The organism is Klebsiella grimontii (assembly GCF_042137965.1).
GTDB classification, from domain to species: Bacteria; Pseudomonadota; Gammaproteobacteria; order Enterobacterales; family Enterobacteriaceae; genus Klebsiella; species Klebsiella grimontii.
Genome location: NZ_CP169721.1, coordinates 106740 through 129511, shown reverse-complemented (window position 1 = coordinate 129511; position 22772 = coordinate 106740). Strand labels below are relative to the sequence as shown.

24 protein-coding genes are annotated in these 22772 nt (G+C 57.1%); 14 read left to right on the top strand and 10 right to left on the bottom strand.

Annotated features, from left to right (window positions below; translation table 11 throughout):
* Positions 1-2 precede the first annotated feature (2 nt).
* The 4 genes from ACE3MN_RS00635 to radC form a co-directional block, all read right to left on the bottom strand.
* Positions 3-680, bottom strand: a complete 678-nt coding sequence (locus ACE3MN_RS00635) for a vWA domain-containing protein (protein ID WP_004137713.1) — start codon at positions 678-680, stop codon at positions 3-5.
* A 198-nt stretch (positions 681-878) separates the two neighbouring features.
* Complete coding sequence (gene rpmG, locus ACE3MN_RS00630) at positions 879-1046, bottom strand: 50S ribosomal protein L33 (RefSeq protein WP_003024094.1); 168 nt, start codon at positions 1044-1046, stop codon at positions 879-881.
* 20 nt (positions 1047-1066) lie between these two features.
* Complete coding sequence (gene rpmB / locus ACE3MN_RS00625) at positions 1067-1303, bottom strand: 50S ribosomal protein L28 (RefSeq protein WP_002436699.1); 237 nt, start codon at positions 1301-1303, stop codon at positions 1067-1069.
* Positions 1304-1519: 216 nt separating this feature from the next.
* Positions 1520-2185 carry a RadC family protein gene (radC, locus tag ACE3MN_RS00620; RefSeq protein WP_004126657.1) on the bottom strand — a complete coding sequence of 222 codons (666 nt, stop codon included), beginning with the start codon at positions 2183-2185 and terminating at the stop codon, positions 1520-1522.
* Positions 2186-2360: 175 nt separating this feature from the next.
* Between radC and coaBC the strand changes: the two genes are divergently transcribed.
* From coaBC to slmA, 3 genes are all read left to right on the top strand, one after another.
* Positions 2361-3572: a bifunctional phosphopantothenoylcysteine decarboxylase/phosphopantothenate--cysteine ligase CoaBC gene (gene coaBC, locus ACE3MN_RS00615; protein ID WP_049131056.1), complete on the top strand. Its 1212-nt coding sequence runs from the start codon at positions 2361-2363 to the stop codon at positions 3570-3572.
* The gene (gene dut / locus ACE3MN_RS00610) at positions 3550-4008 is read left to right on the top strand and encodes a dUTP diphosphatase (protein WP_004126662.1); all 459 of its coding nucleotides are present in this window, start codon (positions 3550-3552) and stop codon (positions 4006-4008) included. The genes coaBC and dut overlap by 23 nt, the downstream gene beginning before the upstream one ends.
* A 174-nt stretch (positions 4009-4182) precedes the next feature.
* On the top strand, positions 4183-4779 hold the full coding sequence (gene slmA, locus ACE3MN_RS00605) for a nucleoid occlusion factor SlmA (RefSeq protein ID WP_004137709.1): 597 nt from the start codon (positions 4183-4185) through the stop codon (positions 4777-4779).
* A 124-nt stretch (positions 4780-4903) separates the two neighbouring features.
* On the opposite strand, the gene pyrE is transcribed toward slmA, so the two are convergent.
* Positions 4904-5545, bottom strand: coding sequence for an orotate phosphoribosyltransferase (gene pyrE / locus ACE3MN_RS00600; RefSeq protein WP_004126666.1), 642 nt, complete (start codon positions 5543-5545; stop codon positions 4904-4906).
* Positions 5546-5610: 65 nt separating this feature from the next.
* Positions 5611-6327 (bottom strand): ribonuclease PH, encoded by a 717-nt coding sequence (gene rph / locus ACE3MN_RS00595; protein WP_004106921.1) that lies wholly within the window; start codon positions 6325-6327, stop codon positions 5611-5613.
* 123 nt (positions 6328-6450) lie between these two features.
* Here rph and ACE3MN_RS00590 point away from each other — a divergent pair, with 123 nt between their 5' ends.
* A complete protein-coding gene (locus tag ACE3MN_RS00590; protein WP_004137708.1) occupies positions 6451-7314 on the top strand; it encodes a YicC/YloC family endoribonuclease in 864 nt (287 codons plus the stop codon).
* Between the two features lie 73 nt (positions 7315-7387).
* Here ACE3MN_RS00590 and ACE3MN_RS00585 read toward each other — a convergent pair whose 3' ends face one another.
* Positions 7388-8647: a chloride channel protein gene (locus ACE3MN_RS00585; protein WP_049131049.1), complete on the bottom strand. Its 1260-nt coding sequence runs from the start codon at positions 8645-8647 to the stop codon at positions 7388-7390.
* A gap of 275 nt (positions 8648-8922) precedes the next feature.
* Here ACE3MN_RS00585 and ACE3MN_RS00580 point away from each other — a divergent pair, with 275 nt between their 5' ends.
* Positions 8923-9540, top strand: a complete 618-nt coding sequence (locus ACE3MN_RS00580) for a trimeric intracellular cation channel family protein (RefSeq protein ID WP_102650143.1) — start codon at positions 8923-8925, stop codon at positions 9538-9540.
* Between the two features lie 5 nt (positions 9541-9545).
* Here the strand turns inward: ACE3MN_RS00580 and ligB are convergent, their stop codons facing one another.
* Positions 9546-11222 (bottom strand): NAD-dependent DNA ligase LigB, encoded by a 1677-nt coding sequence (ligB, locus tag ACE3MN_RS00575; protein WP_286454074.1) that lies wholly within the window; start codon positions 11220-11222, stop codon positions 9546-9548.
* 257 nt (positions 11223-11479) lie between these two features.
* On the opposite strand from ligB, the gene gmk reads away from it, so the two are divergent.
* The 7 genes from gmk (at position 11480) to fpr (ending at position 19256) form a co-directional block, all read left to right on the top strand.
* The gene (gmk, locus tag ACE3MN_RS00570) at positions 11480-12103 is read left to right on the top strand and encodes a guanylate kinase (protein ID WP_004137706.1); all 624 of its coding nucleotides are present in this window, start codon (positions 11480-11482) and stop codon (positions 12101-12103) included.
* Between the two features lie 54 nt (positions 12104-12157).
* Positions 12158-12433, top strand: coding sequence for a DNA-directed RNA polymerase subunit omega (gene rpoZ / locus ACE3MN_RS00565; protein WP_004106927.1), 276 nt, complete (start codon positions 12158-12160; stop codon positions 12431-12433).
* An 18-nt stretch (positions 12434-12451) separates the two neighbouring features.
* Positions 12452-14572: a bifunctional GTP diphosphokinase/guanosine-3',5'-bis pyrophosphate 3'-pyrophosphohydrolase gene (gene spoT / locus ACE3MN_RS00560; RefSeq protein WP_024359707.1), complete on the top strand. Its 2121-nt coding sequence runs from the start codon at positions 12452-12454 to the stop codon at positions 14570-14572.
* 4 nt (positions 14573-14576) lie between these two features.
* Positions 14577-15266, top strand: a complete 690-nt coding sequence (gene trmH / locus ACE3MN_RS00555) for a tRNA (guanosine(18)-2'-O)-methyltransferase TrmH (protein ID WP_024359706.1) — start codon at positions 14577-14579, stop codon at positions 15264-15266.
* Between the two features lie 2 nt (positions 15267-15268).
* The gene (gene recG, locus ACE3MN_RS00550; RefSeq protein ID WP_024359705.1) at positions 15269-17350 is read left to right on the top strand and encodes an ATP-dependent DNA helicase RecG; all 2082 of its coding nucleotides are present in this window, start codon (positions 15269-15271) and stop codon (positions 17348-17350) included.
* 53 nt (positions 17351-17403) lie between these two features.
* Entirely contained in the window at positions 17404-18414 is a 1011-nt protein-coding gene (gene glpX, locus ACE3MN_RS00545) for a class II fructose-bisphosphatase (protein ID WP_098363581.1), read from the top strand.
* Between the two features lie 95 nt (positions 18415-18509).
* Entirely contained in the window at positions 18510-19256 is a 747-nt protein-coding gene (fpr, locus tag ACE3MN_RS00540) for a ferredoxin--NADP(+) reductase (protein WP_004137698.1), read from the top strand.
* Here fpr and ACE3MN_RS00535 read toward each other — a convergent pair whose 3' ends face one another.
* The gene (locus ACE3MN_RS00535; protein WP_004855519.1) at positions 19257-19685 is read right to left on the bottom strand and encodes a DUF805 domain-containing protein; all 429 of its coding nucleotides are present in this window, start codon (positions 19683-19685) and stop codon (positions 19257-19259) included.
* A 112-nt stretch (positions 19686-19797) separates the two neighbouring features.
* Here ACE3MN_RS00535 and ACE3MN_RS00530 point away from each other — a divergent pair, with 112 nt between their 5' ends.
* Positions 19798-20397 (top strand): DUF1454 family protein, encoded by a 600-nt coding sequence (locus ACE3MN_RS00530; RefSeq protein ID WP_004137694.1) that lies wholly within the window; start codon positions 19798-19800, stop codon positions 20395-20397.
* 108 nt (positions 20398-20505) lie between these two features.
* A complete protein-coding gene (gene tpiA / locus ACE3MN_RS00525) occupies positions 20506-21273 on the top strand; it encodes a triose-phosphate isomerase (protein WP_004126701.1) in 768 nt (255 codons plus the stop codon).
* Positions 21274-21382: 109 nt separating this feature from the next.
* Here the strand turns inward: tpiA and ACE3MN_RS00520 are convergent, their stop codons facing one another.
* Positions 21383-22687, bottom strand: a complete 1305-nt coding sequence (locus tag ACE3MN_RS00520; protein WP_004137693.1) for an SLC13 family permease — start codon at positions 22685-22687, stop codon at positions 21383-21385.
* Between the last annotated feature and the right edge of the window lie 85 nt (positions 22688-22772).

Below are 22772 nucleotides of genomic sequence, written 5' to 3'. Positions count from 1 at the left end.
CGTCAGACCGAAATTTCTGACCAGCTATCCGTCGGCGGCAGCTGTGCTTTACCGCCAGGGGTAGACTGCGAAACTACCTGCATGCTGGCGCTCAGCCAGAGGAACAGCTCGCGGAACTGCAAACCTTTTAGCTGCTTCACGCCGTTTATACCGCTACGACTGAAGTGACCCATCGATTCGGAAGCCTCGCTACCCACGCTTATCGGGAATACGGCAACCTTATTCGCCGCCTGCGCCTCGCGGCACTCCTGGGCCGCCGTCTGCCAGTTATCCGTTGGCGCGCCGTCCGACATCAAAAACAGCCATGGCCGGGTATAGGGTACGCCAGCTGCTTTCAGGCGCTGCTTTTCAGCTTCAATTTCACTTAACGCCATGCTGACGGCCTGCCCGGTAGGCGTTAAGCCGTTGGCTTCAAGAACAGGTGCGGTGAAATCCATCGCATCGCACCAGTCGCCGTACAGCTGACACTCGTCGTAACCGCCATATTTAATCACCAGCAGGCGAACGCGTTTGGCGGCTATCACATCATGCTTGAGTTCTTCTTCCAGCAGCTTGAGCCCCTGATTTAGCTGGGCGATTGGCTGGCCGTCCATGCTGCCTGAGCAGTCAAGGACTAAAATCAAAGGCGTACGCTGTTCACTATTATCGATAAATGAAACATCCGGAATTAAAGACGTCATAACAATCCCTGTCGGTGGTTTTCTGTACCGGCAGGATAAACACCCCATGCTGGTAAGACAAGAAAAACCAATTCATTCATATGGTTAATGATTATCAATAAAAAAGAAGAGCGGGATATATTTCGGAGGCAGGATGAGTGTAAAGCGAAAACAAAAAACCCCGCCGGGGCGGGGTTTTTCTGTACAAGGAGTCTAAAATTATTTGATTTTAGCTTCTTTGTATAAAACGTGCTGACGGACAACTGGATCGAACTTTTTCAGTTCCAGTTTTTCCGGCTTAGTACGCTTGTTCTTCGTGGTGGTATAGAAGTGACCAGTACCAGCAGAAGAAACCAGCTTGATTTTCTCACGAATACCTTTAGCCATGATTTATTTCCTCTAAGTACTTAGTACTTTTCGCCACGGGCACGCAGTTCGGACAGAACTGTATCGATGCCTTTCTTATCAATAACACGCATACCTTTAGCAGATACGCGCAGGGTGACAAAACGCTTCTCGCTCTCGACCCAGAAACGGTGAGAGTGCAGGTTCGGCAGGAAACGGCGTTTAGTCGCGTTCAGTGCGTGGGAACGGTTGTTACCGGTCACCGGACGCTTGCCAGTAACTTGGCAGACTCGGGACATGTCTATTCTCCAAAAATCAAATTAGCTCGAGCTTCGTATGGGGTATTGGCGCCTCGTCAGGCTTTACAGCCCGGTCATCGCAGTTCTAAGCGAACTCTCGATTGCCAGGCCCAAATGCCAAACCCGAGATTCTCAAAGGTGGCGTAGTATACGCTGACTCGGCGATGTGCTCAAGTCCCGAACAGACAAAGATCCCGATGGATCGCGCGATCGGGGCTAAATCCAGCCGCGTTCAGCGAAAGATACGTACGCTCCGCGGCCAATAACAAGGTGATCCAGCACACGTATATCCATGAATCGACAACATTTTATCACTCTTTCGGTAATCAACCTGTCGGCCTTGCTCGGCTCAGGACTACCGGATGGATGATTATGTGCCAGGATCACCGCTGCGGCGTTCACTTTGATGGCTTCGCGTACGATTTCTCGCGGATGCACCTCAACGTGGCTAAGAGTACCAGAAAAAAGTCGGCTATGTTTCAATACCCGATTCTGATTATCTAAAAAGATCACCATGAAGATCTCGCGCTCTTCGTCGGCCAGCTGGCTTTGCAGAAATTCTCGCGTCATCGATGGGGTAACCAGCGAGGGTTCTTCGGTCATTCGCAGACTAAAATAGCGTCGCGCCAGTTCAGCGATCCCTTTTAGCTGCGCATATTTCGCCAGGCCAATGCCTTCCACCTCGGCAAACTGCGACTCCTCCGCCGATAACAGGCCGTACAGCGAGCCAAAACGCTGCAGCAACTCGCGCGAAAACGTCATCACATCCTGCGTGCGGGTACCGGTACGTAAAAATAGCGCCAACAGTTCAATATCCGACAAAACTTCGATACCGTAGCGCTGCATCTTTTCCCTCGGCATCAGGGATTCTTGTATTTCCATCGCGGCCTCTCCTTCCTACTCCGCGCTATCCTGGCACAGCCTTTTTGCGCCGCCGATACGCAAGTTTTATCCCTGCGTGGCGCCTCGCAAAGTGAATCTCTACCAGGCACACGATGCCGTGAGGATTGTGATAAGATGCGCGAATTCTGGTGTACCGCAACAGGAAAAAATCATGATGAGTCTGGCTGGTAAAAAGATCGTTCTTGGCGTGAGCGGCGGCATTGCCGCCTATAAAACGCCGGAACTGGTGCGCCGCCTGCGTGACCGCGGCGCGGATGTCCGCGTCGCCATGACGGAAGCCGCAAAAGCCTTCATTACGCCGTTAAGCTTACAGGCGGTGTCCGGTTATCCGGTATCCGACAGCCTGCTCGACCCGGCCGCCGAAGCGGCGATGGGCCATATTGAGCTGGGGAAATGGGCTGATCTGGTCATTCTTGCCCCCGCCACCGCCGACTTAATCGCCCGCATCGCGGCAGGCATGGCCAACGATCTCGTCTCGACGATCTGTCTCGCTACGCCGTCGCCGGTCGCCGTCGTGCCCGCCATGAACCAGCAGATGTATCGCGCCGCCGCCACCCAGCATAATCTTGCCGTCATCGCCGCCCGCGGCCTGCTGGTATGGGGCCCGGACAGCGGCAGCCAGGCCTGCGGCGATATTGGCCCAGGGCGGATGCTCGACCCGCTGACCATTGTGGATATGGCCGCGCAGCATTTCTCTCCTGTCAAAGATTTGCAACATCTGAACATCATGATTACCGCGGGCCCCACCCGCGAGCCGCTGGATCCGGTGCGTTATATCACCAACCACAGTTCTGGTAAGATGGGCTTCGCGATTGCCGCCGCCGCCGCGCGTCGCGGTGCGAACGTTACGCTGGTGAGCGGCCCTGTTTCGCTGCCTACGCCGCCGTTTGTACACAGAATTGATGTCACCACAGCACTGGAAATGGAAGCCGCGGTGCAAAATAGCGCGTCTCAACAGCAGATTTTTATTGGCTGTGCGGCAGTCGCCGACTACCGTGCGGTCGCCATCGCCGAAGAAAAAATTAAAAAACAAGGTGATGAATTAACCCTGAAAATGGTTAAAAATCCGGATATCGTCGCAGGGGTCGCTGCGCTTAAGGCCAACCGCCCTTACGTCGTTGGGTTTGCCGCCGAAACAAATAATGTGGAAGAATACGCACGGCAAAAGCGAGCCCGCAAAAATCTTGATCTGATTTGCGCCAATGATGTTTCACAGCCAAATCAAGGATTTAACAGCGACAGCAATGCATTACACCTTTTCTGGCAGGAGGGAGATAAGCGCTTACCACTTGAGCGCAAGGAACTCCTGGGCCAATTATTACTCGACGAGATCGTTACCCGTTATGATGAAAAAAATCGACGTTAAGATTCTGGACCCGCGCGTTGGTCAGCAATTTCCGCTGCCGACCTATGCCACCTCCGGCTCCGCCGGACTTGACCTGCGAGCCTGTCTCGATGACGCCGTAGAGCTGGCTCCCGGCGCAACCACTCTCGTGCCGACCGGCCTGGCGATTCATATTGCCGATCCTTCTCTGGCCGCGGTCATTCTCCCGCGCTCCGGGCTGGGCCATAAGCACGGTGTCGTACTGGGTAATCTGGTCGGTTTGATTGATTCTGACTATCAGGGCCAGTTGATGGTTTCCGTCTGGAACCGCAGCCAGCAGAGCTTCATCATCGAACCCGGCGAGCGTATCGCGCAAATGGTGTTTGTGCCTGTTGTGCAGGCGGAATTTAACCTGGTGGAAGATTTTGACGCCACCGATCGCGGCGAAGGCGGCTTCGGTCACTCAGGGCGTCAATAAGCCCGGCGATAGAAAAAATCTTTCGGGGCGTCGCCGACAAAAGGGCAGCCTGAAGGATGAAGTGGAACCAGCATCGCAAAGCGCACTAATGCAATAACATCACCGCAGGCCACAGCTTGCGGTCGCTTTGTGGGTGCCTGCCTGACAAGTGCTTTTTCAGGGGTATTTTAAAACATGGCAGAAAAACAAACTGCGAAAAGGAATCGTCGCGAAGAAATACTTCAATCTCTGGCGCTAATGCTTGAATCCAGCGATGGGAGTCAGCGCATTACCACAGCGAAACTGGCGGCGTCCGTTGGCGTATCCGAAGCGGCTCTGTATCGGCATTTCCCGAGCAAGACCCGCATGTTTGATAGCCTGATTGAATTTATTGAAGACAGCCTGATTACGCGCATCAATTTGATTTTAAAAGATGAAAAAGACACCTCAGCGCGCCTGCGGCTGATTGTTCTGTTGATTCTTGGGTTTGGCGAGCGTAATCCTGGGCTGACACGAATTCTGACCGGCCATGCGCTGATGTTTGAACAGGACCGGCTTCAGGGCCGTATCAATCAGCTGTTCGAGCGTATTGAAGTTCAGCTGCGTCAGGTGATGCGGGAAAAGAAAATGCGCGAAGGCGAAGGCTTTACCGTCGATGAGGCCCTGCTGGCCAGCCAGCTATTGGCCTTCTGCGAAGGGATGCTGTCGCGCTTTGTGCGCAGCGAGTTTAAATATCGCCCGACGGACGATTTTGACGCCCGCTGGCCGCTGGTCGCCGCCCAGCTGAAGTAATTATCGCCTGTCTCTATGCAGCCAGAAAGGCTGCATCTCTTCCCACAGGAACTTTATCCGCGTTGATATCCTGCAGCTCTTAGCGTAGCGGCTTAAATCAGCCCGGCGCCTGCCGGGCCGCGGTTTATACGCCGTACGCTTCGCGATAGGCGCGAACTGACGCCAGGTGTTCAGCCATTTCCGGCTTCTCTTCCAGATAGCTAATCAGGTCTTTCAGCGTCACGATGGAAATCACTTTACAGCCGTAGTCGCGCTCAACTTCCTGAATCGCGGAGATTTCGCCGCGCCCGCGCTCCTGACGGTCAAGAGAAATCAGCACGCCGGCCAGCTCCGCGCCGTTGGCCTGGATAATTTCCATCGATTCCCGAATCGCGGTGCCTGCGGTGATAACATCATCCACCAGCATCACGCGGCCCTGCAGAGCGCTTCCCACCAGATTTCCGCCCTCGCCGTGGGTTTTCGCCTCTTTACGGTTAAAGCAGTAAGGCAGATCGCGGTCATGGTGTTCCGCCAGCGCGACCGCCGTGGTCGTGGCAATCGGAATACCTTTGTAGGCCGGGCCGAACAGCAGGTCAAAATCAATCCCGGAATCCACCAGCGCTTCGGCGTAAAAACGGCCTAACAGAGCCAGATCGCGCCCGGTATTAAACAGGCCGGCGTTGAAGAAATAGGGGCTCTTGCGCCCGGATTTCAGCGTAAACTCGCCAAACTTAAGTACCTGCTTGTTAAGCGCAAACTCAATAAACTGGCGCTGATACGGTTTCATGGATTCGCTCCTCATCTTACTTTTCTACGGACAAAAAAAAGGCGACTTCTCAGTCGCCTTAAAAACTAGTTTTGCAACGCCGCTTTCTGCGTCGTGACAATGGATTCGATACCCCCCCGGGCCAGTGCCAGCAGGGTGAGGAGTTCTTCATGAGTGAACGGCTCGCCTTCCGCCGTTCCCTGCACCTCGATGATGCGACCATCTTCGGTCATCACCACGTTCATATCGGTTTCCGCCGCGGAATCCTCAACGTATTCCAGATCGCAAATCGCTTCGCCATTCACGATGCCTACGGAGACCGCCGCCACCATCCCTTTCATCGGGTTGGTTTTCAGCTTACCGGCCGCAACCAGCTTATTGAGCGCATCGGCCAGCGCCACGCAGGCTCCGGTGATCGATGCGGTGCGAGTGCCGCCGTCGGCCTGCAGTACGTCGCAGTCCAGCGTGATAGTGAATTCACCCAGCGCTTTCAGGTCAACTGCAGCGCGCAGCGCGCGCGCGATCAGGCGCTGGATTTCCATGGTGCGCCCGCCCTGCTTACCTTTTGCGGCTTCACGCGCGTTGCGAGTGTGGGTAGAACGCGGCAGCATGCCGTATTCCGCGGTGATCCACCCCTGGCCCTGGCCTTTCAGAAAGCGCGGCACGCCTTCATCAATAGAAGCGGTGCACAATACTTTCGTGTCACCAAATTCGACCAGCACGGAGCCTTCTGCGTGTTTTGTGTAGTTACGGGTCAGGGTTACTGGGCGCACTTGATTAGCGCTACGGCCTGCTGGACGCATGGTGTTCTCCGGCTTGAAACGAATGTGGCTGCGCATTATACGGATAATGCGCGCTTATTCCTATCCTGATAAGGCCTCGAAAGCTATAATCCACCCCACTCTCCTTTAAAAACAGGAACGTCTATGATCCGCAGTATGACCGCCTACGCCCGGCGTGAAATCAAGGGTGAATGGGGTAGCGCCGCGTGGGAACTGCGCTCGGTAAACCAACGATATCTGGAAACCTACTTCCGCCTGCCGGAGCAGTTCCGTAGCCTGGAGCCCGTGGTGCGTGAACGTATTCGTTCCCGTCTGACCCGCGGTAAAGTCGAATGTACCCTGCGTTTTGAGCAAGACCCGAGCGCGCAGGGCGAGCTGATCCTCAACGAAAAACTGGCAAAGCAGCTGGTTAACGCCGCCAACTGGGTCAAAATGCAGAGCGACGAAGGCGAAATCAATCCGGTCGATATTCTGCGCTGGCCTGGCGTAATGTCGGCTCATGAGCAGGATCTGGACGCTATTACCGCTGAAATCCTGGGCGCGTTGAACGGCGCGCTGGATGACTTTATCGTCGCCCGCGAAACCGAAGGCCAGGCGCTGAAAGCGCTGATCGAACAGCGTCTCGACGGCGTGACGGCCGAAGTGGCTAAAGTGCGCGCCCATATGCCGGAAATTTTACAGTGGCAGCGCGAGCGTCTGGTTGCCAAGCTGGAAGATGCGGAAGTGCAGCTGGAAAACAACCGCCTCGAGCAGGAGCTGGTGCTGATGGCGCAGCGTATAGACGTCGCCGAAGAACTGGATCGTCTGGAAGCGCACGTGAAAGAGACGTGGAATATCCTGAAGAAGAAAGAAGCGGTCGGTCGCCGCCTCGACTTTATGATGCAGGAGTTCAACCGCGAGTCGAACACCCTGGCGTCTAAATCTATCAATGCTGAAGTGACGAACTCCGCCATTGAGCTGAAAGTACTGATCGAACAAATGCGCGAGCAGATCCAGAACATCGAGTAACGGTTTCCCGCCCGCCACATCACGTTCGGACAAAAGGCCATGGTAAATCATGGCCTTTTATTTTCGCTGCGTTTCAGAAGAAATAGTTTTTATCCAGTATCCGGCAGGTTAAAAACGCCCCTGCGGCGCACAGCAGCGTGGGAGCCAGATAGCTGTGATCCATGTGGGTGAACTCCATCACCAGCGCCACCGCCGTTAGCGGCATTTGCATGGATGCAGCGAGGAACGCCGCCGCGCCGACGAGAGCAAAACTGGCGCAATCTCCCCCGGGAAGCAGCTGTTGCCAGAGCATGCACAGCAGCAGGCTGGTCATGCCGCCGACCGCCAGCCCAGGCGTCAGCAGGCCGCCTTCCGCGCCGCCGCGCAGCACCGCCAGAATCACCACCATTTTTAGCGCCAGCAGCATCGCCGCCCCGGGGAAACCCAGTTCATCGTTGAGAGCCAGCTGCATAGGCCCTTTACCGTTTCCCGGAAGCTCAGGGAAATAGAGGCTGAGGACGGCGAGCAGGGAAAACGCCAGCAGACAGAAAACCGGCATCTGCCAGTTACTTCGGACGTGCGAACGCGCCGTGCTGGTCGCTTTGCGAAAGAGCCAGGCCCCGGCGCCAAGAATGGGGCCGGTGATAACCGCCCACCAGACAAATGAATGCGGCAGGATGTCGGAAGCAAAATGGTATTGCGATTCATCGCCTAACCCGAGCGTTGCCGTCCACGCGGCAATCGCCGAGGTGATAATCGCCGCCAGCGTTTTTTCCCAGCTAAACGACAGCAGCATGACCTCAAGGCTGAATAACGCACCGGCCAGCGGGACGTTATACACCGCCGCCAGGCCCGCACCGGCGCCGCAGGCAACCAACGTTCGGGTTTCATCCGCCGTCAGCCCCAGCTTACGCGCCACCATCCCCGCCCCCAGCGCGCCCATTTCCCGGGGAGCCACTTCGCGACCAAGCGGAGAGCCCAGCGCCACGGTGACGATCTGCAACAGAGCATGAATCGTTGTGGTACCCGCAGGCATTGGCACGGAAGGGTTAGCCACCGCCGCCGCAATTGAAACCCGCTTCTGCCCATAGAGTCCAAGCAGCCACCAGCCGAACCCGGCGATGGCTCCCCCCGCCACAATGGCAGAGATGCGACGAGGCCAGGAGGAATCCGTGACGCCCTGTAGAAATGACTCCGCGCTCACGATCTGCCCAGGGCTGTAGCCAAAAGCCAGGTGCTGAATCGCGTGTAAAATCAGCGCCAGAACCATACCTGACAGACCGGCCAGTATCCCCGTCAGCACAACGGCAATCAGGCGGGTGAAAGAGTTTTTATTGCCAGCGGCTGCAGTCATTTTCTCAGGCCCTGAAGGAGGAAAATAAAAGGATAAAGGTCGGGAATTAAACATTAGGTATTCATTACGTATTCGCTAGAGATGTACGCCAGCGCCTTCATCATTATTTTTTCTAATCTATATTAAATAATAAAATGACATATTAACGTTTAAAAACAGGATACATAGGCAATACAAACATTACATAAATCTGGTTAAAGACATTCACTTTAGAAAAACTCAATCGTGATCCTGAGCACAAATCGTTAACCTTCCGCCATCACCGTGGGGGATTCATGCTGCTTCATATTCTTTATCTGATTGGGATTACGGCGGAAGCCATGACCGGCGCGCTGGCTGCCGGGCGCCGCCGTATGGATACGTTTGGCGTCATTATCATCGCTACCGCGACGGCCCTCGGAGGCGGTTCGGTGCGCGATATTCTGCTTGGCCACTATCCGCTTGGCTGGGTACAACACCCCGAGTACGTCATTATTGTTGCCGTGGCCGCGGTCCTGACCACGATTGCCGCCCCGGTGATGCCGCATCTGCGACGCTTGTTCCTGGTGCTTGATGCGCTCGGCCTGATCGTGTTCTCTATCATTGGCGCCCAGATCGCGCTGGATATGGGCCAGGGCCCGGTCATCGCCTCCATTGCCGCTGTGATCACCGGCGTTTTTGGCGGCGTGCTGCGCGATATGTTCTGCAAGCGCATCCCGCTGGTGTTCCAGAAAGAGCTGTACGCCGGGGTATCATTCGCCGCCGCGGTGCTTTATATCGCGCTCCAGAATTACGTCAGCAATCACGATGTGGTGGTTATCTCCACCCTGCTGTTCGGCTTTACCGCCCGCATGCTGGCGCTGCGCTGGAAGCTGGGCCTGCCGGTATTTAATTACAACCATAGCGCACATTAGTGCTTTCAGAATCCCGGAACGCGTTGCCCGCTCAGCCACTTCGCTAGCGCGGCAACATCCGGATGATGTAAGAACGTCACCAGCTGCCGCGCTCGTTCTGCTCCGATACCCGGCAGGCGTCGCCACTGCTCTTCGTTGCGATCCTGCATCCGTCGCCAGTCATCCTCCTTCAGCCCGGCAAATGCCGTCTTCGGTATGGGCACGCCGATTGCCTGTATCCAGCGCAGGAAAGGCCGTTCGCGCGCAAGGTTAAACTGATGCCACAGCCGCTGCCCGCGCTGCGCAGAGATGCCCGGGATGGATTGCAGCCGCTCCGGCGTAAACGCCAGCCATGAAAAGAGATGCCCCATGCTGCGGGCATCGTGCAGAGTTCGCCACAGCGCTTCCCCCGCGCCGTCAATATCGAGAACCGATCGGGATGAGAGCCAGACCAGCCGCGAGAGAAACTGCTCCGCGCACTCGGGGGTGGCGAAGTAGCAGGTTAAGGCATTGAAACGCGCCGCCGGTGGCTGGGGTTTATTACGCTGAGCCGTGCGCCAGACGACCGAATCGATGCGCGGTATCCCCTGCCCGGCAAGGCTGATTTGCAGCTGATCGCCAACACCGATGTCCAGATTGTACCAGCGGGATACCGAGCCGACGTTCACCCGCTGCACGCGCTTATCGTCCAGCAGCTGCGGCTCCAGGAGCGCCACCACGGCTATTTTACCGCTGCGCCCGACGCTAAAGCTGATACCGCGAACCTCCATAACCCGCGAGGCAGGCGGATATTTCCAGGCGATAACCCAATCGCCCTGACCCGGCGCCCAGAAACGCCCGGCGGACTCTTTTGCCCGCCGCACCACAACGCCATCGGTGGCAAAAGGCAGCGGTGAAGTCAACCAACGCTGGCGCCATCGTTCAACCTGCTGCGCATCCGCGACAGGATGCGAAAAAAGCGTGCTGTAAAGAAAGCCGCCCTGCCGCAGCAGCGCCAGCCGCTGTTCCATATCCTCTGGACCATCGGGCCACGCCCAGATAAAGATGCCCAGCCTATCAAGCTCCGCTTGCGCCTCCTGGCGCATCATCATGCCGGCTACTTTTGCCCGCGCGTTCATGCCGCCCATTCGCTTTTGTACATGCCCCTCGCGGAGCAGGAACAGCTCACCCTGCAGCACGCTATTCGCCAGTACGCCGTCAGAGGTTTTAGGAATTGAGGGGATCTGCAAGACCCTGGCCGTCCAGTCTTCCCCGGTCAGGCCGTTACCCCGGCTTATCGCCTGCGTCAAACGCCCCTGCCGATACACCAGCGTGATCGCGACGCCATCGACTTTCGGCTGTACCCACAGGCCGGACTGGCCACGCATCCAGCGCGCCACGTCGGCTTGATTCGCCAGTTTACGCACGCCGGTGTGCGCCACCGGATGTCTGGTATCCCCCCTTAGCGGCGGAAGCGCAGAGTGAGCGGGAGTCTCGCCGGTGAAGCAGCGCTGCCAGTATGCCAGCCGCGCCGCAAGCTGGTCATAGACTTCATCGCTTACCGTACTGCTCCCCTGCTGCCAGTAGGCGTTATTCCATTCCGTTATCCGCTGACCGAGACGTTCCATTTCCTGTTCAGCCTTGGCCTGCGGCCACGCGGGGCAGGCTGCCTGCCCGTATCCCACCAGCATCCACAGCACCAGCGCCCAGACTCCTTTTTGCATCGCGATGCCCTCCTGTTTTCTCACCGAGGATTGTGCCGCAGGCTTATTTTCATCGGCGAGAGGGGATTTTTAACGCTGCGAGCAGGCTTCCGGCTTTTCTGTGTTGTTTCTGCAACGCCCGGAGAAATCAGGGAAACGGCAAGCAAAATGAAAGAAAGAACGCAAAAAGTGTGACAGGGACTGCGTCACGCTGCGCCGCCGTGTATAATAGGCTCGTATGTAAGCTCTATTTCGACCACCACATACAAAAGACACTCATGGCTCAAGGCACGCTTTATATTGTTTCCGCCCCTAGCGGCGCGGGTAAATCCAGCCTGATTCAGGCTTTATTAAAAACCCAACCGTTGTACGACTCTCAGGTTTCTGTTTCGCATACCACACGCGCTCCGCGCCCGGGTGAAGTGCACGGTGAACACTATTTCTTTGTGAATCACGACGAATTCAGGACGATGATTGGCAGAGACGCTTTTCTTGAACATGCAGAAGTCTTTGGCAACTATTACGGCACCTCGCGCGAAACTATCGAGCAGGTACTGGCGACCGGCGTCGATGTCTTCCTCGATATTGACTGGCAGGGCGCGCAGCAAATCCGCAACAGAATGCCCGGCGCGCGCAGCATTTTTATTCTGCCGCCGTCAAAAGATGAGCTTGATCGTCGCCTGCGCGGCCGCGGTCAGGACAGCGAAGAGGTTATCGCGAAACGTATGGCGCAGGCAGTTGCAGAAATGAGCCATTACGCGGAATATGATTACCTGATTGTGAATGATGATTTTGATACCGCGCTGAGCGATCTGAAAATTATTATTCGCGCCGAACGTCTGCGCATGAGCCGCCAAAAGCAGCGACATGGCGCTTTAATCACCAAACTGTTGGCAGACTGAACCCACATTCAGTATTATGCCCAGTCATTTCTTCACCTGTGGAGCATTTTAAGTATGGCACGCGTAACTGTTCAGGACGCTGTAGAGAAAATTGGTAACCGTTTTGACCTGGTACTGGTCGCCGCGCGTCGCGCTCGTCAGATGCAGGTAGGCGGAAAGGATCCGCTGGTACCGGAAGAAAACGATAAAACTACCGTTATCGCACTGCGCGAAATCGAAGAAGGTCTGATCAACAACAAGATCCTCGACGTTCGTGAGCGCCAGGAACAGCAAGAGCAGGAAGCCGCTGAATTACAAGCCGTTACCGCTATTGCTGAAGGTCGTCGTTAATCACACTGCGGGTCGCCCTTGTATCTGTTTGAAAGCCTGAATCAGCTGATTCAAAACTACCTGCCCGAAGAGCAAATTAAACGTCTTCGGCAGGCTTATCTCGTTGCACGTGACGCTCACGAGGGCCAGACACGTTCAAGCGGTGAACCCTATATCACGCACCCGGTAGCGGTAGCCTGTATCCTGGCCGAGATGAAACTCGACCACGAAACGCTGATGGCCGCTCTGCTGCACGACGTGATAGAAGATACCCCCGCCACCTACCAGGACATGGAGCAGCTTTTTGGTAAAAGCGTTGCTGAACTGGTAGAGGGGGTGTCAAAACTTGATAAGCTTAAGTTTCGCGACAAGAAAGAGGCCCAGGCCGAAAACTTTCGCAAAATGATTATGGCGATGGTGCAGGATATCCGCGTCATCCTTATCAAGCTTGCTGACCGCACCCACAACATGCGCACGCTGGGCTCATTGCGCCCGGATAAGCGCCGCCGCATTGCCCGCGAAACGCTGGAAATCTACAGCCCTCTGGCGCACCGTTTAGGTATTCATCACATCAAAACCGAGCTCGAAGAGCTGGGCTTTGAGGCGCTGTATCCTAACCGCTACCGCGTTATTAAAGAGGTGGTCAAAGCGGCGCGCGGCAACCGTAAAGAGATGATTCAAAAAATCCTCTCCGAAATCGAAGGGCGCCTGCAGGAAGCGGGAATTCCCTGTCGCGTAAGCGGTCGCGAAAAGCATTTGTACTCCATCTACTGCAAGATGGTGCTCAAAGAGCAGCGCTTTCACTCGATTATGGATATCTACGCTTTCCGCGTCATCGTCCATGATTCCGACACCTGCTACCGCGTGCTTGGCCAGATGCATAGCCTTTACAAGCCGCGTCCGGGTCGCGTCAAAGACTACATTGCCATTCCAAAGGCGAACGGCTATCAATCTTTGCACACCTCGATGATCGGCCCGCACGGCGTCCCGGTTGAGGTACAAATTCGTACCGAAGACATGGACCAGATGGCGGAAATGGGGGTGGCGGCGCACTGGGCTTATAAAGAGCACGGCGGCGAGAGCAGCACCACCGCGCAAATCCGCGCCCAGCGCTGGATGCAGAGCCTGCTGGAGCTTCAGCAGAGCGCCGGTAGTTCATTTGAATTTATTGAGAGCGTGAAATCCGATCTGTTCCCGGATGAGATTTACGTTTTCACCCCGGAAGGGCGCATTGTCGAACTGCCCGCTGGCGCGACGCCGGTGGATTTCGCCTACGCGGTGCATACCGATATCGGCCATGCCTGCGTCGGCGCGCGCGTCGACCGCCAGCCGTATCCGCTGTCGCAGTCGCTCTCCAGCGGCCAGACGGTGGAAATCATCACCGCGCCGGGCGCACGCCCGAACGCCGCGTGGCTGAACTTTGTCGTCAGCTCGAAAGCGCGCGCCAAAATTCGCCAGCTGCTGAAAAACCTCAAGCGCGACGATTCCGTTAGCCTCGGACGCCGCCTGCTCAACCACGCCCTCGGCGGTAGCCGTAAGCTGGCGGAGATTCCGCCAGAGAATATTCAGCGTGAACTTGAGCGCATGAAGCTGACAACCCTTGACGATCTGCTGGCCGAAATCGGCCTCGGCAACGCCATGAGCGTCGTGGTGGCAAAAAACCTGCAGCAGGGTGAAACTACCGCCGTGCCTGTACAGCCGGCGCCTATCGGCCATAACCATCTGCCGATTAAAGGCGCAGATGGCGTGCTGATCACCTTTGCCAAATGCTGCCGTCCGATCCCCGGCGACCCGATTATTGCGCACGTCAGTCCTGGCAAAGGCCTGGTTATCCACCATGAGTCCTGTCGTAACATTCGCGGCTATCAGAAAGAGCCGGAGAAATTTATGGCGGTCGAGTGGGACAAAGAGACGGCGCAGGAATTTATCACCGAAATCAAGGTGGACATGTTCAACCATCAGGGTGCCCTGGCGAATCTTACCGCCGCGATCAACACCGCCTCTTCCAATATCCAAAGCCTGAATACGGAAGAGAAAGATGGCCGCGTTTATAGCGCCTTTATTCGCCTCACCGCGCGCGATCGCGTACATCTGGCGAATATTATGCGCAAAATTCGCGTCATGCCGGATGTGATAAAAGTCACCCGTAACCGAAACTAGTATTATGAATTCACAGCGTTATGCGCGTATCTGCGAGATGCTCGCCAGGCGTCAGCCTGACCTGACGGTCTGCATGGAGCAGGTCCACAAACCTCATAACGTCTCTGCGGTCATTCGTACGGCCGACGCCGTTGGCGTGCATGAAGTGCACGCTATCTGGCCGGGTAGCCGTATGCGTACCATGGCCTCTGCGGCGGCCGGCAGCAATAGCTGGGTGCAGGTTAAAACCCACCGTACTATTGGCGAGGCCGTCACGCATTTAAAAGGCCAGGGCATGCAGATCCTGGCGACCCACCTCTCTGATAAAGCCGTTGATTTCCGTGAAATCGACTATACCCGCCCTACCTGTATCCTGATGGGGCAGGAGAAAACCGGCATTACGCAGGAAGCGTTAGACCTGGCGGACCAGGACATCATCATTCCGATGACTGGCATGGTGCAGTCGCTGAACGTTTCCGTCGCCTCGGCGCTTATCCTCTACGAAGCCCAGCGCCAGCGGCAGAACGCCGGCATGTACCAGCGCGAAAACAGCATGCTGCCGGAAGAAGACCAACAGCGTCTGCTGTTTGAAGGCGGCTATCCGGTGCTGGCGAGGGTCGCAAAACGCAAAGGTCTTCCCTACCCCCACGTCAACGAGCAGGGCGAAGTCGAAGCCGATGCCGCGTGGTGGGCCACCATGCAGGCGGCGAAGTAATCATGCAGGGCCGTCTGCTGGATGCGGTGCCGCTCAACACCCTGACGGGCGTTGGCGCGGCCCAGAGCAGTAAACTGGCGAAAATCGGCCTGCACACAGTGCAGGATCTGCTTCTGCACCTGCCGCTACGCTACGAAGACCGCACCCATCTGTATCAAATCGGCGAACTGCTGCCCGGCGTTTACGCCACCGTTGAAGGCGAAGTTCTCAACTGCAATATCACTTTCGGCGGCCGCCGGATGATGACCTGCCAGATAAGCGACGGCTCCGGCATCCTCACCATGCGCTTTTTTAACTTCAGCGCGGCGATGAAAAACAGTCTGGCAACCGGGCGCCGCGTGCTGGCCTACGGCGAAGCGAAGCGCGGTAAGCACGGAGCGGAGATGATCCACCCGGAATATCGGGTTCAGGGCGATATGAGTACGCCTGATTTACAGGAAACGCTGACCCCGGTTTATCCCACCACCGAAGGCATCAAGCAGGCTACGCTGCGCAAGCTCACCGACCAGGCGCTGGAGCTGCTTGAAACCTGCGCGATCGCCGAGCTGCTGCCGCCGGAGCTGGCCCAGGGGATGATGAGTCTGCCGGACGCCTTACGCACCCTGCATCGCCCGCCGCCCACGCTACAGCTTAGCGAGCTGGAAAGCGGTAAACATCCGGCCCAGCGGCGCTTAATTCTGGAAGAGCTGCTGGCGCATAACCTCAGCATGCTGGCGCTGCGGGCAGGCGCCCAGCGCTATCACGCCCTCGCGCTTAGCGCTAACGACACGTTAAAAGACAAGCTGCTGGCCTCCCTCCCCTTTACGCCGACCGGCGCGCAGGCGCGCGTCACGGCTGAAATCGAGCGCGATATGGCGCTGGACGTGCCGATGATGCGTCTGGTGCAGGGGGACGTGGGCTCCGGTAAAACCCTGGTTGCCGCGCTGGCCGCCCTGCGCGCCATCGCCCACGGCAAACAGGTGGCGCTGATGGCACCGACCGAGCTGCTGGCTGAACAGCACGCCAATAACTTCCGCAGCTGGTTCGAACCGCTGGGTGTTGAGGTGGGCTGGCTGGCGGGCAAACAAAAAGGCAAAGCGCGCCTGGCGCAGCAGCAGGCTATCGCCAGCGGACAGGTGCAGATGATTGTCGGGACCCACGCCATCTTTCAGGAGCAGGTCCAGTTTAACGGCCTCGCGTTGGTAATTATCGATGAACAGCACCGTTTTGGCGTCCATCAACGGCTGGCGCTGTGGGAAAAAGGCCAACAGCAGGGTTTTCATCCGCACCAGCTGATTATGACCGCCACACCGATTCCGCGTACCCTGGCGATGACCGCTTATGCCGACCTCGACACCTCGGTCATCGATGAACTGCCGCCGGGCCGTACGCCGGTCACCACGGTGGCCATTCCGGATACCCGACGCAGCGATATTATCGACCGCGTGCGTAACGCCTGCACGCACGAAGGTCGTCAGGCCTACTGGGTCTGTACGCTGATTGAAGAGTCGGATCTGCTGGAAGCCCAGGCGGCGGAAGCCACCTGGGAAGAGTTGAAGCTCGCGCTGCCGGAGCTGAATATCGGCCTGGTGCACGGGCGCATGAAGTCCGCCGAGAAGCAGGCGGTGATGAGCGCGTTCAAGCAGGGCGAGCTGCATCTACTGGTCGCCACCACGGTGATTGAAGTCGGCGTGGATGTGCCCAATTCCAGTCTGATGATCATCGAAAACCCGGAGCGTCTGGGCCTGGCGCAGCTGCACCAGCTCAGAGGCCGCGTCGGGCGCGGCGCGGTAGCCTCCCACTGCGTGCTGCTCTATAAATCGCCGCTGTCAAAAACCGCCCAGAAGCGCCTGCAGGTTCTGCGCGACAGCAACGACGGTTTCGTCATCGCTCAGAAAGACCTGGAAATTCGCGGTCCCGGCGAGCTGCTCGGCACCCGCCAGACCGGCAACGCTGAATTTAAAGTCGCGGACTTACTGCGCGATCAGGCCATGATCCCGGAAGTTCAGCGCATCGCCCGCCATATTCACGAACGCTATCCCCAGCAGGCCCAGGCGCTGATTGAGCGCTGGATGCCGGAAACCGAACGCTATTCCAACGCGTAGCGCGAACGTCATCTCGCCACGCTGCGCATAATTTTTATTCAGATGAGTGGATTATGAAACGAGAACTGGCCATCGAATTTTCGCGCGTCACCGAAGCCGCCGCGCTGGCAGGCTACAAGTGGTTAGGCCGTGGTGATAAAAACACCGCCGACGGCGCCGCCGTCAACGCCATGCGCATTATGCTCAACCTGATCAACATCGACGGCACCATTGTGATTGGCGAAGGTGAAATCGACGAAGCGCCGATGCTGTACATCGGCGAGCGCGTCGGTACCGGCCACGGCGATGCGGTAGATATCGCCGTCGATCCCATCGAAGGCACCCGCATGACGGCGATGGGCCAGGCCAACGCGCTGGCGGTCATGGCGGTAGGCGATAAGGGCTGCTTCCTGAACGCGCCGGATATGTACATGGAAAAGCTGATTGTCGGCCCGGGGGCGAAAGGTACCATCGATATGAACCTGCCGCTGGCGGAGAACCTGCATAACATCGCCCGCGCGCTGAATAAGCCGCTGAGCGAATTAACGGTCACCATCTTAGCCAAGCCGCGCCATGACGACGTCATTGTTGAGCTGCAAAAGCTGGGCGTGCGCGTGTTCGCCATCCCCGACGGCGACGTTGCCGCCTCTATTCTGACCTGCATGCCGGACAGCGAAGTTGACGTTATGTACGGTATCGGCGGCGCGCCGGAAGGCGTCGTTTCCGCAGCGGTGATCCGCGCGCTGGACGGCGATATGAACGGCCGTCTGCTGGCGCGTCACCACGTGAAGGGCGACAGCGAAGAGAACCGCCGCATCGGCGAAAACGAGCTGGTACGCTGCAAAGCAATGGGCATTGAAGCCGGAAAAGTGCTGCGCCTGGACGATATGGCGCGCAGCGACAACGTCGTTTTCTCGGCGACCGGCATCACCAAAGGCGATCTGCTGGACGGTATCACCCGTAAAGGCAATATGGCCACCACCGAAACCCTGCTGATCCGCGGCAAATCCCGCACAATTCGCCGTATTCAGTCGATTCATTATCTCGATCGCAAAGATCCGGATATCCAGCTGCACATCCTGTAAAACATTTGATCAATAGAGCTTTCCAGCCTTTTCGGGCTGGAAATCTGCTTTCGTCGCGGTGAAGATACGCTAACAGGATTGAGAGGAGAGACGCTATGGCAAACTGGGTTACAGGCAAAGTCGTAAAAGTTCAAAACTGGACGGATGCGCTGTTTAGCCTCACCGTTCACGCACCGGTTGCGCCGTTTACCGCAGGTCAGTTTGCCAAGCTGGGCCTGGACATTGACGGTGAACGCGTGCAGCGCGCGTATTCCTACGTCAACGCCCCCGGCAATCCCGATCTTGAGTTCTACCTGGTGACGGTTCCGGAGGGCAAGCTCAGCCCACGGCTGGCGGCACTGAAGCCGGGCGACGAAGTGCAGATTGTCAGCGAAGCCGCCGGTTTCTTCGTCCTGGAAGAGGTACCGGATTGCGACACGCTATGGATGCTCGCTACCGGCACGGCGATTGGCCCGTACCTGTCGATTCTCGAAGAAGGGAAAGACCTGGATCGTTTTGAAAACCTGGTACTGGTGCACGCCGCGCGATATGCCGCCGATCTCAGCTATCTGCCGCAGATGCAGGCGCTGGAAGCGCGCTATGCGGGCAAGCTGCGCATCCAGTCGGTCGTGAGCCGGGAAACCGCGCCGGGCATGCTCACGGGGCGCATCCCGTTCCTGATTGAAACCGGCGCGCTGGAAGAGGCCGTCGGCCTGCCGATGAACGCCGAGAGCAGCCACGTTATGCTGTGCGGTAACCCGCAGATGGTGCGCGACACTCAGCAGTTGCTGAAAGAGACCCGGCAGATGAGCAAGCACCTGCGTCGCCGACCGGGTCATATGACCGCCGAACACTACTGGTAATCAGGATTCCGCTTTCCAGCGCACGTCCAGCGTCTCTTTACCAAACTTATTCGCGCCCTGGGTGCCGACAAACGCGCCCAGGTCGATCAGCATCATGACGATAATCAGCGTCGGTATAAACCGCCCGACGCCCCACTGCCAGACCCCAGGCAGCATTGACCAGTTGCCCGCCAGCAGCATCCACGCCAGAATCATCAGCAGCGCCCAAAGCCCGGATTTACCCCGATCGTGCAGGCGTTTAATAGTCACCGCCGCCGTCGGCCACAGCAGGCACACCAGAATAAAAGCCGCCGTCTGTAGATTAAGAAGATTACTGCCGGCCAGCGTGAACAACGCGCTCATGGTCACTATCCAGATAGCGATCCAGATCCAGAAGTCGCGACGTCCAATCCGCCCTTTAATTGAGAATAGCCACTGCTGTAGGGTCATGTTTTATTCCTTATCATCATCACCGACGTAGTTTACCCTGAAGGCGTGACTTTTTGACAAGCGTGACGGTTCTCGTTTTAATCGTCAGCAGATAAAAAAAGGGAAGATGGGCATGAAGAAGTGGGCAACCTTATGTTTGATTGGGCTGGCGGCGTTATCCGTTGGCCAAAAGGCGTTGTCCGCCGAGTCAGACGCCAGCGCTACGGCACCCTATCTTCTCTCCGGCGCGCCGGTCTTTGATATTTCCATCAGCGAGTTTCGGGAAAAATTCAATCGCGATAACCCGAAGCTAACGCTCAATGAATTTCGCGCCGTCGCCGCCAGCAAAGACCAGGCGAACCTGACCCGCGCCGCCACCAAGATCAATGAGAACCTCTACGCGTCGACCGCGCTTGAACGTGGAACCCTCAAAATTAAATCGATGCAAATAACCTGGCTACCGATTCAGGGGCCACAGCAGAAAGCGGCGAAAGCCAGGGCCCTGGAGTATATGAGCGCCGTGATGCGCGCTTTTGTGCCCACGCTAAGTCAGACGCAAAGCCAGCAAAAATTGCAAAAACTGCTGACCGCCGGAAAAGGCAAACGTTACTTCAGCGAAACCGAAGGCGCGGTGCGCTATGTGGTGGCGGACAACGGCGAAAAGGGGCTGACCTTCGCTGTTGAACCGATTAAGCTGGCGCTATCTGAAACGCTGGAAAACAACAATAAATGACAAAAAGCAAAGCCTTTCCAGTGATGAATCTCTATACTGTTTCACAGACCATGCTGCCCTCGGGGGCGGCTATATTCCTTAATTCGCTTTGAAGCGTGGAGAATAAAAATGCGACATCCTTTAGTGATGGGTAACTGGAAACTGAACGGCAGCCGCCACATGGTAAACGAACTGGTCGCGAACCTGCGTACCGAACTGGCTGGCGTGACCGGCTGTGCAGTTGCAATTGCTCCGCCTGAAATGTACATCGACCTGGCGAAACAAGCCGCTGCCGGCAGCCACATTCACCTGGGCGCGCAGAACGTTGACCTGAACCTGTCCGGCGCATTCACCGGCGAAACAAGCGCTGAAATGCTGAAAGACATCGGCGCTCAGTACATCATCATCGGCCACTCCGAGCGTCGTACCTACCACAAAGAGTCCGACGAGCTGATCGCTAAAAAATTCGCGGTACTGAAAGAGCAGGGTCTGATCCCGGTTCTGTGCATCGGTGAAACCGAAGCGGAAAACGAAGCGGGCAAAACCGAAGAAGTGTGCGCCCGTCAAATCGACGCCGTTCTGAAAACTCAGGGCGCGGCGGCCTTCGAAGGCGTGGTTATCGCTTACGAACCCGTATGGGCGATCGGTACCGGCAAATCCGCTACCCCGGCTCAGGCCCAGGCGGTGCACAAATTCATTCGCGATCACATCGCGAAAGCCGATGCGAAAGTGGCTGAACAAGTGATCATCCAGTACGGCGGTTCCGTTAACGCGGGCAACGCAGCGGAGCTGTTCACCCAGCCGGACATCGACGGCGCGCTGGTTGGCGGCGCATCCCTGAAAGCTGACGCTTTCGCGGTGATCGTTAAAGCAGCAGAAGCCGCGAAAAAAGCGTAATTCGCTTTAAAGGCTACCCCCGGTCGCGCTTCGCAACCGGGCTACTGACCAGAAATCTGCAATATTTGTAGCCCGGCTCAGCACAGCGCAAGCCGGGTTTTTTACCCCGCTATAGTTTCCCCAACGCCTGATACCATAGATAGTCCAGCGGCAGCAGAATCAAATAGCTCACCGCCGCCAGCGCGATACACAGCAGCATTCCCGCCCTTGCAGGCACTTTCCCCAGCCCCATCGCCACCACAATCGGTGACGCTTGATACGGCAGCAGCGGCGTGGAGTACCCCAGCACCTGAATCATAATCACGCTCAGCAGCGGGAAGCCGGTCGCATCGGAGAAGCTCTGCGCGAAGGTGGTATACAGCGCCGGTACGCCGTTGGCGGTCATGATAAAGTTCAGCGCGCTGGTAATGCCGGTCAACGCGAGAAAGCTGGTAAACGGACTCTCTTTATCCAGCGGCATAATCTGCAGCAGCGCATTGCCCACCACGCCGCCGATACCAGTTTGGGTCACGGTGATAGCCAGCCCGAGAATGCCGGCAACGTAAATACAGGTGCGGATATTCACGCCGCTGGAAAACTCCTCGCCGCTGATAAAGCCGACCCGCGGCAGCAGCGTTACCACCGCCGCCGCCAGCCCCGTCCAGGCCGGCCCCACGCCGTGCCAGCTTTCGGTCACCCAGAGCGTCAGCACCACCGCCAGCAGCCACGCCAGGCGCTTCTCATCGCGGCTCATCGGCGGCAGCGGCGTCATGTCGCGCGGCGGGTGCGGTTTTCCGGGAAACAGCCAGCATATTAATGCAATCAGCACAGCGCCTTTGAGCCAGCCGAGCACCGGCGTATGCAGCAGTAAATAGGGCAGGTAATTCAGGTGAATACCATATGATCCCTCCGCCGCGCCGCTCATCACCAGATTCGGGACGTTGGCGGGTAGGATGGTGGCAGACAGCTGGAAGGTACCGAACCCCACCGCCAGCGCCAGGCCAAACCACGGGCGCGTCCCCTCTTCAATACCGGCACGCCTGGCCATTGCCGCCACAATCGGCATCAGCAGCGCGATACGTCCCATATTGGACGGCATCACAAACGCCAAGGCATAGCTGAGCAGCACCACGCTGGCGACCATCAGCGGCCAGGAGTCGGTCAGCCGCGACGAAAGCGACCGCGCCGCCCTGTCCGCAAGTCCGGTTTTGCGGATAGCGATCCCCAGCACAAAGCCGCTGAACACCAGCCAGAACGCCGATGAGGCAAAGCCGCCGAAAATCACCTCCGGCGGCGCGATTTTGGCGATCATCGCCGCGGCAAAAAACAGCAGCGCGGTCATAAACTCCGGTAGTAAAGAGGTCGCCCAGAGGAGAATAGTGATGCCGACGATGATAGAGGGAAGGAACAGAGGGTGGGAAAACCAGAGCGACATACCTGTCTCCTGTCGTTTTTTTCAGCAAGAATACGACGGACAACAGGACAGGTAAACGCCAGATATAGTGGGGTTATGACAACAC